Genomic DNA, 13,029 nt, shown 5'->3' on the forward strand with positions numbered 1-13,029 from the left:
CCTCGGTCATGCGGTGGCGTCGAACTGGAATTCGGGCAGGCCGGGAACGTCGACGCGCATCGCGAAGAGGCTTCCGGAGTGGGGAAAGGCGGCCAACTCCTCGGCCGGGCGGCCGGCGCGGGCGGAGGTGACGTAGAGGGTCCGCAGGTCGGGGCCCCCGAACGCGGCCATGGTCGGACAGCGCGCCGGGACCGGGTATTCGGCGAGCAGCGTGCCGTCGGGCGCATAGCGCTGCACCCGCCCGCCTTCGTAGAGCGCGGTCCAGTAGCAGCCTTCGGCATCGACCGACGCGCCGTCGGGGCGCCCGCGGTCGGCATCGCTCGGACGGAGGCGGACGAAAAGGGTCTTGTCGGACACCTCCCCGGTCGCCGCGTCGTAGACGTAGCGCCAGATGGTGAAGGTCGGCGTGTCGGAATGGTAGAGGATGCGGCCGTCCGGCGAGAAAGCGAGCCCGTTGGAGGTGAGCAGCCCACCGGCCAGCGCCGTCAGGCCGCGCCGGTCGAGGCGGTAGAGATGGGCTCTGCCGCCGTCCTTCGGCTCGTCGACCGTGCCGGCGAGGAAACGTCCGGCCGGATCGACGCGCCCGTCGTTGAAACGGCTCGTCCCCTGGTCCTCGGGATTGGCGGCGAGCCGCTCGACGGGGCGCCCCTCTCCGTCGAGGCGCCAGACGCCGGAGCGCAGGCCGGCGACGAAGCCGCCGCCCTTGGCGCGCGCGACGCAGCCGATCTCCTCCGGCAGGAGGGTCGCGCGATGCCGGCCTGTCTCCGGGTCGAACCGGTGGAGCGCCCTGCCCTTGATGTCGACGAAGAACAGGCACCGGCTTTCCGCGCACCAGTGCGGGCTTTCGCCGAGCTCGGCCCGGATGTCCAGGGCGACCTCGAAGGCGCGTGCCGTCATGCCGCCCCCTGCAGGCTGAAACGCACGGCGCCGCCCAGGCGCCCACCGGGCTCGAGCGTGACGAGGCCCGCATCGGGCACGTCCCGCCGGTTCACCGCGTCGTTCATGTGGCTCACCGGCTCCACCGCGAAGAAGTCCCGGCCCTCGGGAACGAAGACCACCAGATGCCCGAAGACCTGGTCCGCATCGATGCGGATGGACAGGTTCTCGTTCGGATGACCGATTTCCGCGACATGCGTCCAGCCGGCGAAGCAGTTGTCGATGAAGTCCCAGCCCAGGGGCCTGGAGGAGGAAAAATCCCAGACCGCGGGAATGGCGGTCCGCTTTGCCGGCAGGGAGTCGGCGCCGTTCGCCCAGACGGCCGCCGCCTGGAAACGCAGCGTCGTGCCCGGCCGGCGGATGAAGTACGGGTGCAAGCCGATCCCGGCCGGCATCGGGCGCCGGTCCCGGTTCTCGACAGACAGGGCGATGGTCAGCCCGTCCGGTGCCAGCTCGACACGCTGCTCCGCCCGATAGGCGAAAGGCCAGCCGCTTGCGCCCATGCCGGCGGGGTCGTGCATGAAGGACAGCACGCAGGACGCGGCATCCGCCCGCTCGACCGTCCACGCGGCCTGCCAGGCATTGCCGTGGATGGAATGCGGGTAGTCGCCGAAGTTGGGTGCGAGTTCGAACGTCTCGCCGCCGAAGGCGAAGCGTCCCCGGGCGATGCGGTTCGAGTAGGGGACCAGGGGATAGCACGACGAGAGGCGCACCTCGCCCCCAGCCAGCGCACCGGCCGGCGTCGGGCGCATCAGCGCCAGGTCGCCGAGGCGGAACGATACGACCGCACCACCTATCGAGGGTGCGAGGTCGGCCGCGAGATCGCCGGCGCGCAGGGAGACGATGTCCGCCACCTGCGCGCCCTCAGTACGCGGCGTCGGGAACGGCCGCCTGCGGCGGATCCCGGCGCAGTTCGCCGAGATAGTCGCTCGCGCGGCCCGTCATCATCGCCATGTCGGAGGCGACCGCCGCGAAGCCGTACCCATAGCCGAGGAACCGCTTCACCATGGCCGGGTTCGGCCCGACGATGCCGATCGGCTTGCCGGCCGCACGCGCGTCGCCGGCGGCCCGCTCGATCAACGCCTGCACCTCGGGATGGCCGATCTCGCCGATGCGGCCCATGGCGGCCGAAAGGTCGCCCGGCCCGACGAAGAGCGCGTCGACGCCGGGCACCGCCGCGATCTCGGCGATGCGGCCGACCGCTTCCGGCGTCTCGAGCTGGACAACGACGCAGACCTCGCCGTTGGCCCGCTTGAGGTAGTCGGCGACGCGGCCGAAGCGCGAGGCCCTATGGACGGCGGCGACGCCGCGTATGCCGTCCGGGGGGTACTTGGCGTAAGCGACGGCGGCGCGCGCCTCGTCGGCGGACTGCACGAAGGGCAGCATGATCGTCTCGGCGCCGGCATCGAGGACCCGCTTCACGATCACCTGGTCGTTCCAGGGGAGCCGCACGACGGGAACCGCCGGCGTGCAGCCGACGGCGCGCAGGATATGCGCGAGGTCGGGCGTCTCGATCGGCACGTGCTCCATGTCGACGACCAGGAAGTCGAACCCCGTATGGCCCATCGCCTCCGCGGTCGAGGGCGCCGCGGACATCAGCCAGGTGCCGAACGGCACCCGGTCCCCGGGTGTACGCAGCCAGTGCTTGAAGCGGTTGGCGATGTCGGTCATGGCTAGCCTTCAGAAGATCAGGGGCTCGGGCGTCGGGCCCGGGGCGGCAAGGAAGTCGAAGTCGCAGCCCTCGTCGGCCTGCGACACGTGCTGTTGATAGAGGGCGGCGTAGGAGCGCCGATGGACGGGCGGAGGCGGCGTCCACGCCGCGCGCCGTCGCTCGATCTCCTCGGGCGCGACCCGCATGTCGAGGCGGCCGGCGGGAACGTCGAGCTCGACCAGATCCCCCGTGCGCAGCAGCGCGAGCGGCCCGCCGATGGCCGCCTCGGGCGTCACGTGGAGGATGCAGGTCCCGTAATGGGTGCCGCTCATGCGGCCGTCGCAGATGCGGACCATGTCCCGGACGCCCGCCTCGAGCAGCTTCTTCGGTATCGGCAGGTTGCCCCATTCCGGCATTCCGGGCGCACCGACCGGCCCGGCATTGCGCAGCACGAGCACGGAATCCTCGCAGACGTCGAGGGACGGATCGTTGACCGCCTCGATCATCGCGGCCGGGCCATCGAAGACGATCGCCGGCCCGACATGGCGCAGGAACCGCGGGGATGCCGCCGACGACCGCAGTATCGCGCCGTTCGGAGCGAGGTTTCCCCTGAGGACGGCGAGCGTGCGCCCCTTCTCCAGCGGCACGACCGGGTCGTCGAGGCCGCGGATCACGTCGTCGTTCCAGCATTCGGCCCCGGCGACCACGTCGCCGATCGTCCGCCCATCGACTGTCGGCGCCGACAGGTCGAGCTCGGATGCGAGCTTTCTGAGGAGCGCGGGCAGGCCGCCGGCGAAGTAGAAATCCTCCATCAGGTACTGACCGGATGGGAACAGGTTGGCCAGCACCGGGATGCGCGCCGCCGTCGCCGCCATGTCGTCGAGCGTCAGGGGCACGCCGGCCCGGCGCGCCAGTGCGATCATATGGACGGCGGCGTTGGTCGAGCCGCCGAGCGCCATGTAGGCGACGAGGCCGTTGCGGAAGCTTCCCGGCGACAGGAGCCGGGAAGGCCTCAGGTCCTCCCACACCATCTCGACGGCGCGCACGCCGCACAGCGACGCCATGCGGACGTGGCCGCTGTCGACCGCGGGGATCGACGACGCCCCTGGCAGGGTCAGCCCCATCGCATCGGCGATCGAGGTCATGGTCGATGCCGTTCCCATGGTGTTGCAGGTGCCGATGGACCGGGTCATGCGGCTTTCGAGATCGACCCAGTCGGCCGGGGTGATGTTGCCGGCGCGCAGCTCGTCCCAATACTTCTTCGTGTGGGTGCCGGCCCCGGTCTTCTGGCCGCGCCATTGGCCGTTCGCCATCGGCCCCGCCGGACAGTGGATGACCGGCAGGTCCATCGAGATCGCGCCCATCAGCAGGCCCGGCGTCGACTTATCGCAACCGCCGAGCAGCACGGCGCCGTCGACGGGGTGGGAGCGCAGCAGTTCCTCCGTCTCCATCGCCAGGAAGTTGCGGTAGAGCATGGTGGTCGGCTTGACCATCACCTCGCCGACCGACATCGCCGGGATCTCGACGGGATAGCCGCCGGCCTGCCAGACACCCCGCTTCACCGCCTCCGCGCGGTCGCGCAAGTGGGAGTGGCAGGGGCTGAGATCGCTCCACGTGTTGACGACGGCGATCACGGGGCGGCCCATGAACTCCTCGCGGCGCAGGCCCGTCTGCTGCGTGCGCTGGCGGTGGGCGAAGCCGCGCATGTCGTCGGAGGCGTACCAGCGCTGGCTGCGCAGGCTTTCGAGAGATCGACGGGTCACCGCTTCATCCTTTGATGCCGCCGGAGGTCAGGCCGGACACGACCCGCTCCTGGAAGAGAACGATCAGCACCGCGACCGGCACGATGCCGACGACGAGCGCCGCCGAGATCACCGGCCAGGGGAAGGCGAACTCCCCCTGGTAGAGGGTGATGCCGACCGGCAGCGTGCGGAGCTGCGGGCTGGAATTGAAGGACAGGGCGAGCAGGAACTCGTCCCAGGCGTTCACGAAGGCGAGGATGCCGGCCGTGAAGACACCGGGAGCCGACAGCGGCACCACCACCCGGAACAGCGAGCCGATGCGCGTGCATCCGTCCACCATCGCCGCGTTTTCCAGGTCGCGCGGGATGGCCTCGAAGAAGGATACGAGGACCAGCGTGCACACCGGCAGGCTGAGCACCGTATAGGGCAGGATCAGGGCCAGCCAGGTGTTCAGCAGCCCGAGCGAGCGCATGATCTCGAAGAGCGGCACGAGCAGCGTCACGAGCGGGAAGGTCGAGACGGCGATGATCGCCGAGAGGATGAGGTCGCGGCCCCGCAGCGACAGGCGCGCCAGCGCGTAGGCCGCGAACGTCGAAACCAGCAGCGTGGCGGCGGTGGACAGAAGCGCGACCATGAACGAGTTGAAGAGGAACAGCAGCAGCGGCTGGTCCGTGAACGCCTGGACGTAGTTCTGGAACGTCGGGTCGTCGGGGACCCAGGTGATGGGCTTGCGGGTCAGCTCCGCCTCGGTCTTGAGGGACGTGAACAGGATCCAGAGCGCCGGGAACATGCCGTTGACGACGAGGATCAGCCCGACGATCAGGCGAAGCGGCATGCCGGACAGGAACGGCAGACCGGGAAAGGCGGTGGCGCGGGCGGACATCGGTCACCCCTTCGTGCGGATCATGCGCAGATAGACCGCCGTCACGCCCATCGAGAGCGCGAACATCACGACGGCCAGCGCGGAGCCGTAGCCGAGATCGAGGAAGTCGACCGTGCTCTGGTGGATGTACATCGCGAGCGTGGCCGTGGACGTGCCCGGTCCGCCGCGCGTCATCGTGTAGGGAATGTCGAAGGTCTGGAGCGCCGTGATGGTCCGGAAGATGAGCGCCACGACGATGGCCGGCTTGAGGAGCGGCAAGGTGATATCGAAGAACTGCCTGACGCGGCCGGCGCCGTCGACCTCCGCCGCTTCGTAGAGCGACCGCGGGATCGTCTGAAGCCCGGCGAGGATGATGAGCGCCATGAACGACGACGTCTTCCAGACGACGGTCAGGCAGATGGCCGCGAACGCCCAGTTCGCGGAGTTGAACCAGATCACGCCGTCCACCCCGAACCGTGCGAGGACGTCGTTCACGACGCCGTATTCGGAGTGGAAGAACCAGGCCGAGATCAGCCCGGCGAAGGACAGGGGCAGCGCCCAGGGAATGAGGAGCGACAGCCGGATCGGCCACTTGGCGCGGAAAGGCAGGTTGGCGGCCAGGGCGAGCGCGAGGCCGACGAAGAGGGCGCCCGGCACCGTGATCAGCGTGATCAGCACGGTGTTCCACGTCGTCTCCCAGAACACCGGGTCGTCGAGCATGAGCCGGTAGTTCTCGAGCCCGACGAACTCCGCAGGCAGCCCCGACGTGAGGGACAGGTTGAAGAAGCTCGTCCAGACGAGCCGGCCGACCGGGTAGACGATGACCAGCGCCAGCAGCGCGGCCGTCGGCATCAGCAGCAGCAGGCCGAGCACGCCTTCGCTCGGATCCATCAGCCGCGCCAAGCGGCCGGCCCGATGCTCGGACCGGGCGCCGGAAGGGGCAACGGACGGGGTGGGAACGGTCGTCATCGCGGGAGGCTTCTTCTCGGGAACGGAGGCCGGGACGGGAGGTCGGGCGGAGGCATGCGCCCCCGCCCGATCTCCCGTTTCCCGTCAGCGAAGGACGCGCCGCAGCCGGCTCTCCATCTGCGCGGCGCCCTCCTCCGGCGTCGCCGCGCCCGCGAGCACGGCATTGACCGTGGTGCGGATGATCTCGCTCACCTCGTTGTAGCGTGGCGTCACCGGGCGCGCCTTGGCCTTCTCGACGACGGCGCGGGCATCGGCGAACCAGGGCACGGCCTTCACGACGTCCGGGTCCGTGTAGACCTCGGGAAAGGCCGGGAGCAGCGAGGCGTTGATGGCCATGAACTCCGACACCTCGGGCCCGGACAGCCACTCGACGAATTCCTGCGCCTCCTCCCCGTGTTCGGAGAAGGCGGAGACGCCCCACTGCCAGCCGCCGAGACAGGTCGCGTTCTCGCCGCCCGCGACCGCCGGAAGCACCGCGACGCCGACCTTGTCCTTCACGGCGGAGTCCTCGCCCTGGAACCTGTCCCAGGCATAGGACCAGTTGACCGCGAAGACGACGTCGCCGGCCTGGAACTCCTTGCGCGTGTCGTCGGTCGCGACTTCGGCGATGTTCTTCTTCGCGACACCCTGGTCGACGAAGCCTTTCCAGAGGGCCAGGGCGCGCGTCGCCGCCTCGCGATCGAAGGAGAGCTTGCCATCCTCGACGAGCTGCCTGCCTTCGCTCCAGTAGGGCAGAAGGAAGGTGCATACCGCGCCTTCGATGGCCTTGCCCTGGAAGGAGAGGCCCTGGAGGTCGCCATCCCCCTCGGCTGCCGTGATCTTCTGCGCGGCGGCGACCAGTTCGTCCCAGGTCTTCGGCGGCTCGACGCCGTGCTTCTCGAGCAGGTCCTTGCGGTAGTAGAGGAACATCGCGTCGGCGAAGGCCGGCAGCGCGACGATCTTGCCGTCGACCTGGTCGGCCTCGGCGTAGGCAGGCAGATATCGGCCCATGAACGCCGCCGGATCGTCGACGGTATCGTTGAAGGGAACGGTCCAGCCGGCCGCCGCGAACTGCGCCGGCCGGATCACGTCGAGGATCATGACGTCCAGCGACGGGTCCTTCGCCGTCATGACCGTGTTGAGATACTGCGCCTGAAGCTCCGACGTGTTGCCGCCCGTCTCGATGACGAGCTTCACGTCGGGGTTCTGCTGCTCGTACATGTCGAAGGCCTGGCGCCAGACTTCCGGACGATGCTGGCTGGAGATGTAGACGCGCAACTCGGTCTGCGCATGGGCGGCACCGGCCGGCAGTGCCAGAACGGCTCCGGCGAGGCATGCCTTGATGGATCTGCTCAGGGTCATTTGGGGTTTCCTCCGGTGGGGCACCGGCTTTCAGCCGGTTTTTGGGCGCGACGCGTCAGTGCAGGGCCTTCTCGGTGGCCGGGTCGAACAGGTGGATGCGGGCCGGATCGACGCCGATCCGGATCGTCTCGCCGACCGCCGGCCTGAACTCGGGCGGGAGCCGCGCCGTCAGCATCCCGTCCCCAAGACCGAAATGGACGAGCGTGTCGGAGCCGAGCGGCTCGACGACCTGCACGCGTCCGGACAATGTGTGCTCCCCCGCGGGACCCGGGGCGAAATGCTCGGGACGGACGCCGACGATCACCTCCCGGCCCCGGAAACCGCCGAGGCCGGCGACCCGGCCGGCCGGCAGCGCGAGCCGGTCCCCGCCCGCAAACACCAGATCCGACCCGTCGAGGAGCGCGCGGACGAAGTTCATCGTCGGCGAGCCCACGAAGCCGGCCACGAAGACGCTCGCGGGGGTGTTGTAGACATCGTCCGGAGCCCCGACCTGCTCGATCTCGCCGCCCTTCAGGATGACGATGCGGTCGGCAAGGGTCATCGCCTCGACCTGATCATGGGTCACGTAGATGATCGTCGTTCCCATCTGCTGGTGCAGCCGCTTGATCTCGGTCCGGACCTGGCCGCGCAGCTTGGCGTCGAGGTTGGACAGCGGCTCGTCGAACAGGAAGACCTTCGGCCGGCGGACGATCGCGCGCCCCATCGCGACGCGCTGGCGCTGGCCGCCGGAAAGCTGGCTCGGCTTGCGGTCGAGAAGCTGCGCGATGCCGAGCATCTCGGCCGCTTCCGAGATACGCGCCCCGATCTCGGACTTGGGAACGCCCCTCACCTTCAGGCTGAAGGCCATGTTCTCGTAGACGGTCTTGTGGGGATAGAGCGCATAGTCCTGGAAGACCATGGCGATGTCGCGCTCGCGGGGCGGGAGCTTGTTCACCACCGCGCCGCCGATCCGGATCTCGCCGCCGGAGATCGGCTCGAGGCCGGCGAGCATGCGCAACGTCGTGGACTTGCCGCAGCCCGACGGGCCGACGAGGACGACGAACTCGCGATCCGCGATCTCAAGGTCGATCCCCTTCACGATGCGGTGCACGCCATAGTTCTTCTGGAGCGCGCGGAAGCTCACCGACGCCATGATTCCCCCCTCGCCCGAGCGCGGGCGTTCGGGTTTCCGGCTGCCGCGCAGAAGCTGCCCGTCATCATAGCGCTACGATTTCGATGATCAATGAATTTCCACGACATCCTCTTGGAACGGTTCGCCCGATGCAGGCGGCTGCCGGACGACCGGCCGTTCGCGCCCAACATTCCTCGACAGACAGTGCTGCGGCTCGTGGTTGACGAAACGGGTGCCGGGTCTGATATTCGATGCCGCAGGCGAATCGCAGCGCTGCGAACACGAGGATTTCCATGACGCTCGAGAAGGCCGCTGCGGCCGGGGCCACCCGCAGCCGGAAGCGGCGCAAGATGCAGCAGGTGACGATGACCGAGGTCGCCGTCCTCGCCGGCGTCTCGCCGTCCACGGTATCCCTCTTCCTGCGCAAGCCCGCCTCGGTGTCGGCCGCCGCCGGCCAGGAGATCGCCCGTGCGATCGATCGGCTGGGCTACGTGCCGAACCTGGTCGCCGGCGGGCTCGCCGCGGCGGGATCACGGGCCGTCGGCATCGTCGTCCCGTCGATCCAGAACGCCTTCTTCGCCGAAACGGTCTCCACCATCCAGGAGCAGTTCGCCGAGGAAGGCCTGCAGATCCTTCTCGGCCATTCCGAGTACTCGGAACGGCAGGAGGAGGCGCTGGTGCGCACGGCCCTCTCATGGGCGCCGGCCGCCATCGTCCTGACCGGGCTTTCGCATAGCCGCGCCACGCGCGACCTCCTGAAGAAGAGCGGCGTCCCCGTGGTCGAGATGTGGGAACTGGGGGCGGCTGCGATCGACATGGCGGTCGGCTTCTCGCACCGCGAGGCCGGCGCGACGGCCCTGCGGCATCTGGCGTCGAAAGGGCGGCGGCGCGTCGCCTTCCTGGGTGCGCGCACGCAGGAGGACCGCCGCGCCGCGGCGCGTGCCGAAGGCTTCGCGGCCGCGGCCCAGGGGCAGGCGACGGCCGTCGTGATCAATCATCCCGCGCCGGCGAGCGCTGAAGCCGGGGCGCTCCTGATCGCCCGCGCCCTTCAGCAGGTCGAGGGATTGGACGGAATCGCCTGCTCCAACGACATGGTGGCGCTCGGGGTCGTGTTCGAATGCCAGCGCCGCGCGATCGCGATCCCCGACCGGCTAGCCGTCGTGGGTTTCGGCGACCTGGGCTTCGCGGCTTCCTGCAATCCGCCGCTGACGACCATCCGCCCCTCCGGCGACATCATCGGGCGGGAGGTCGCCCGGCTGGTCCTGGAACGGCTGCGTGGCGCCGCGCGGGATCGCGAGAAGACGGTCGACACCGGCCATCTCCTGGTCGAGCGCCGGAGCGCCTGAACGACCGGTTGCGCTTGCAGTGGCCGGCCGGCGGCCCGACATAGGGTCTTCCACGCCTTCCGGAGCTGCGACGGGACCATGCCAATGGGCAATGCATTCGCCTTCCGCTTCGACAACAGCTATGCGCACCTGCCCGACCGCTTCCACGTCCGCCTGCCGCCCACGCCGGTCCGCGCGCCCCGGCTGATCAGGCTGAACGTACCGCTGGCCGAGGAGCTGGGCCTCGACCCCGCCTCGATCGATGCCGAGGCGGCGGCGGCCGTCTTCTCCGGCAGCCGCGTGCCCGAGGGCGCCGACCCGATCGCGATGGCCTATGCCGGGCACCAGTTCGGCCATTTCGTGCCGCAGCTCGGGGACGGCCGGGCGATCCTGCTGGGCGAGGTGGTCGACCGGGAAGGCCGGCGCCGCGACGTCCAGCTGAAGGGAGCCGGGCGGACCCCGTTCTCGCGCGGAGGGGACGGGCGCGCGGCGCTCGGGCCGGTGCTGCGCGAATACCTCGTCAGCGAGGCGATGCACGCGCTGGGCATCCCGACGACGCGCACGCTCGCCGCGGCGACCACCGGCGAGCAGGTCTATCGCGAGGACGCCCTGCCGGGCGCGGTCCTGACGCGCGTCGCCGCCAGCCACATCCGGGTCGGGACCTTCGAATACTTCGCCGTGCGGGGCGACGTCGACGCCGTCCGGCAGCTCGCCGACCACGTCATCGAGCGCCACTATCCCGACCTGCGCCAAGCCGAGCGGCCCTACCTCGCGCTGCTGGAGGCGGTGGTGGAGCGGCAGGCGGCACTGGTCGCCCGCTGGCTGCAGGTCGGCTTCATCCACGGCGTCATGAACACCGACAACACCTCGGTCTCCGGCGAGACGATCGACTACGGCCCCTGCGCGTTCATGGACGCCTACGATCCGGCGACGGTGTTCAGCTCGATCGACCGGGGCGGCCGGTACGCCTTCGCGAACCAGCCGCCGGTCGCCCAGTGGAACCTCGCCCGCCTCGCCGAGGCGCTGCTGTCGCTGATCGACCCGGAGCCGGAGCGCGCGCTGGAGCCGGCGCGCGCCGCGATCGACGCGTTCCCGGGGCATTTCGAACGCCACTGGTTGGCCGGCATGCGCCGCAAGCTGGGCCTGGCCATGGACGAGGCCGGCGACCGCGCGCTCGTCGACGGCCTGCTCGACGCGATGCACGCGGGGACGGCCGACTTCACGCTGACCTTCCGCCGGCTGTGCGACGCCGCCGCGGCCCCCGAAGCCCTCGCCGGCGTGCGCAGCCTGTTCTCGGCTCCCGGCGCGTTCGACGCCTGGGCCGCAGCCTGGCGGGACCGGCTCGAGCGGGACCCTCAGTCGCCCGGCGAGCGCGCGGACGCGATGCGCCGGGTCAACCCAGCCTTCATCCCGCGCAACCACCGGGTCGAGCGAGCACTGGCGGCGGCCGTGGAACGCGACGACTTCGCCCCGTTCGAGGAGCTGCTGCAGGTCCTGTCGACCCCCTACGAGGACCAGCCCGGCCGCGCCGAGTACGCCGAGCCGCCCCAGCCCGGGGAGCGGGTGCTCCAGACCTTCTGCGGCACCTAGACCGCGTCCTAGCTAGACCGCGTCCGCAGCACAACCCTTCTTCACCCGGGCGAACGCGGCGAGGGCCCGGCCGCGGGCGGCGGCGTGGTCGACCACCGGCGTCGGGTAGGTCCGGCCGAGCACGACGCCCGCGGCCCGCAGCTCGCCCTCGGGCGCCTCCCAGGGCCGGTGGACGTGGCGGGCCGGCAGCCCGCGCAACTCCGGGACCCAGCGCCGCACGTAGTCGCCCTCCGGGTCGAACTTCATCCCCTGCAGGACGGGGTTGAAGATGCGGAAATAGGGCGCGGCGTCGGCGCCGCAGCCGGCGATCCATTGCCAGTTCGCGGCGTTGCTGGCGAGGTCCGCGTCGACGAGCGTGTCCCAGAACCACGCCTCGCCGGTCTGCCACGGGATCAGCAGGTGCTTCACCAGGAAGGACGCCGCGATCATCCTGACCCGGTTGTGCATCCAGCCGGTCGACCACAGCTCGCGCATGCCTGCGTCGACCAGGGGATAGCCGGTGGCGCCGCGCTGCCACGCACGCAGCGCCTCCGGGTCCTCGCGCCAGGGAAAGTCCGCGAATTCCGGCCGCAGCGGCACCGCGGGCAGGCCGCGGTGGTGATAGAGGAGGTGGTAGGAGAACTCGCGCCGTCCCAGCTCCGCCAGGAACTTCGCGGCGCCGCCCCGACCGCCGCGGACACCGGACGCCGTCAGCACCGCGTGCCAGACCTGGCGCGGCCCGACCTCGCCGAAGCGCAGATGGGGTGACAGGCGCGAGGTGGCCTCCAGGCCGGGCTGGTCGCGCCGTGCCGCGTAGCCTTCGAGCGCCCCGTCCAGGAAATCGGTGAGACGCTGTCTCGCTCCGGCCTCGCCCGGCGTCCAGGCCGCGCGCAGGCCGCCGGCCCAGTCCGGCGCGTCGGGCAGCAACCTCCAGGCATCCAGGGTATCGCCGGGAAGTGCCGCCCCGAGGAGCTTTCGCGGCGCCGGCAGCGGCGGCGGCGGATCACCCTTGGCCAGGCAGGCGCGCCAGAAGGCGGAATGGACGCGGCACGGCCCGCCCGCCCTGGTGGTCACGGTCCAGGGCTCGTGCAGCAGGGCGGCGTTGAAGCTGCGGACGGTGAAGCCGACGGCCTTCAGGGACGCCTTGACCGCTTCGTCGCGGGCGATCGCGAAGGGCTCGTAGCGGCGGTTCCAGAACACCGTGTCGGCACCGGCCTCGCGGATCAATGCCGGCAGGACCGCACGCGGATCGCCCCGGCGCAGCACGAGGGCGCATCCCAGCGCGGCCAGGTCCCGGCCCAGCGCCGCGAGACTGTGATGCAGCCACCAGCGCGCGGCACCGCCCATCCGCCATGTACCGGGCGTGTCGTCGTCCAGGACGTACACCGGCAGCACCGGCCGGCCGGTCCGCGCCGCCTCCGCCAAGGCGGGGTTGTCGGCGAGGCGAAGGTCCTGCCGGAACCAGACGATGATCGGCGTGGAGGAGGCGTCAGCCATGGCGGCGGTGCGTCTTTCGGCCGTTG

11 protein-coding genes are annotated in these 13,029 nt (G+C 70.5%); 2 read left to right on the forward strand and 9 right to left on the reverse strand.

The window, feature by feature from the left end; translation table 11 throughout:
• Positions 1-6: 6 nt before the first annotated feature.
• From VGO20_RS17125 to VGO20_RS17160, 8 genes are all read right to left on the reverse strand, one after another.
• Positions 7-897, reverse strand: coding sequence for an SMP-30/gluconolactonase/LRE family protein (locus VGO20_RS17125; RefSeq protein WP_327503583.1), 891 nt, complete (start codon positions 895-897; stop codon positions 7-9).
• The gene (locus tag VGO20_RS17130) at positions 894-1,790 is read right to left on the reverse strand and encodes an aldose 1-epimerase (protein ID WP_327503584.1); all 897 of its coding nucleotides are present in this window, start codon (positions 1,788-1,790) and stop codon (positions 894-896) included. The genes VGO20_RS17125 and VGO20_RS17130 overlap by 4 nt, the downstream gene beginning before the upstream one ends.
• Before the next feature lie 10 nt (positions 1,791-1,800).
• Positions 1,801-2,607 (reverse strand): HpcH/HpaI aldolase family protein, encoded by an 807-nt coding sequence (locus VGO20_RS17135; RefSeq protein WP_327503585.1) that lies wholly within the window; start codon positions 2,605-2,607, stop codon positions 1,801-1,803.
• Positions 2,608-2,616: 9 nt separating this feature from the next.
• Positions 2,617-4,350 (reverse strand): L-arabinonate dehydratase, encoded by a 1,734-nt coding sequence (araD, locus tag VGO20_RS17140; RefSeq protein WP_327503586.1) that lies wholly within the window; start codon positions 4,348-4,350, stop codon positions 2,617-2,619.
• Between the two features lie 4 nt (positions 4,351-4,354).
• Positions 4,355-5,212: a carbohydrate ABC transporter permease gene (locus tag VGO20_RS17145; protein WP_327503587.1), complete on the reverse strand. Its 858-nt coding sequence runs from the start codon at positions 5,210-5,212 to the stop codon at positions 4,355-4,357.
• Between the two features lie 3 nt (positions 5,213-5,215).
• Entirely contained in the window at positions 5,216-6,082 is an 867-nt protein-coding gene (locus tag VGO20_RS17150) for a carbohydrate ABC transporter permease (protein WP_327503588.1), read from the reverse strand.
• A 162-nt stretch (positions 6,083-6,244) separates the two neighbouring features.
• Complete coding sequence (locus VGO20_RS17155; RefSeq protein WP_327503589.1) at positions 6,245-7,501, reverse strand: ABC transporter substrate-binding protein; 1,257 nt, start codon at positions 7,499-7,501, stop codon at positions 6,245-6,247.
• Positions 7,502-7,556: 55 nt separating this feature from the next.
• Positions 7,557-8,633 carry an ABC transporter ATP-binding protein gene (locus tag VGO20_RS17160; protein WP_327503590.1) on the reverse strand — a complete coding sequence of 359 codons (1,077 nt, stop codon included), beginning with the start codon at positions 8,631-8,633 and terminating at the stop codon, positions 7,557-7,559.
• 272 nt (positions 8,634-8,905) lie between these two features.
• Between VGO20_RS17160 and VGO20_RS17165 the strand changes: the two genes are divergently transcribed.
• Together VGO20_RS17165 and VGO20_RS17170 are read left to right on the forward strand one after the other, a co-directional pair.
• Positions 8,906-9,958 (forward strand): LacI family DNA-binding transcriptional regulator, encoded by a 1,053-nt coding sequence (locus tag VGO20_RS17165; protein ID WP_327503591.1) that lies wholly within the window; start codon positions 8,906-8,908, stop codon positions 9,956-9,958.
• An 84-nt stretch (positions 9,959-10,042) separates the two neighbouring features.
• The gene (locus tag VGO20_RS17170; protein ID WP_327503592.1) at positions 10,043-11,527 is read left to right on the forward strand and encodes a protein adenylyltransferase SelO; all 1,485 of its coding nucleotides are present in this window, start codon (positions 10,043-10,045) and stop codon (positions 11,525-11,527) included.
• Positions 11,528-11,539: 12 nt separating this feature from the next.
• Here the strand turns inward: VGO20_RS17170 and VGO20_RS17175 are convergent, their stop codons facing one another.
• Positions 11,540-13,003 (reverse strand): cryptochrome/photolyase family protein, encoded by a 1,464-nt coding sequence (locus tag VGO20_RS17175; RefSeq protein ID WP_327503593.1) that lies wholly within the window; start codon positions 13,001-13,003, stop codon positions 11,540-11,542.
• Between the last annotated feature and the right edge of the window lie 26 nt (positions 13,004-13,029).

It is taken from the genome of Arenibaculum sp. (genome assembly GCF_035998295.1).
GTDB lineage: Bacteria > Pseudomonadota > Alphaproteobacteria > Azospirillales > Azospirillaceae > DASYHS01.

Excerpts from the sequence above, each read along its gene's own strand:
- VGO20_RS17165 (WP_327503591.1), top strand. The coding sequence starts at position 8,906 with ATGACGCTCGAGAAGGCCGCTGCGGCCGGGGCCACCCGCAGCCGGAAG.
- VGO20_RS17145 (WP_327503587.1), bottom strand. The coding sequence starts at position 5,212 with ATGTCCGCCCGCGCCACCGCCTTTCCCGGTCTGCCGTTCCTGTCCGGC.
- VGO20_RS17125 (WP_327503583.1), bottom strand. The coding sequence starts at position 897 with ATGACGGCACGCGCCTTCGAGGTCGCCCTGGACATCCGGGCCGAGCTC.
- VGO20_RS17150 (WP_327503588.1), bottom strand. The coding sequence starts at position 6,082 with ATGGATCCGAGCGAAGGCGTGCTCGGCCTGCTGCTGCTGATGCCGACG.
- VGO20_RS17160 (WP_327503590.1), bottom strand. The coding sequence starts at position 8,633 with ATGGCGTCGGTGAGCTTCCGCGCGCTCCAGAAGAACTATGGCGTGCAC.
- VGO20_RS17175 (WP_327503593.1), bottom strand. The coding sequence starts at position 13,003 with ATGGCTGACGCCTCCTCCACGCCGATCATCGTCTGGTTCCGGCAGGAC.
- VGO20_RS17155 (WP_327503589.1), bottom strand. The coding sequence starts at position 7,501 with ATGACCCTGAGCAGATCCATCAAGGCATGCCTCGCCGGAGCCGTTCTG.
- VGO20_RS17170 (WP_327503592.1), top strand. The coding sequence starts at position 10,043 with ATGGGCAATGCATTCGCCTTCCGCTTCGACAACAGCTATGCGCACCTG.
- VGO20_RS17135 (WP_327503585.1), bottom strand. The coding sequence starts at position 2,607 with ATGACCGACATCGCCAACCGCTTCAAGCACTGGCTGCGTACACCCGGG.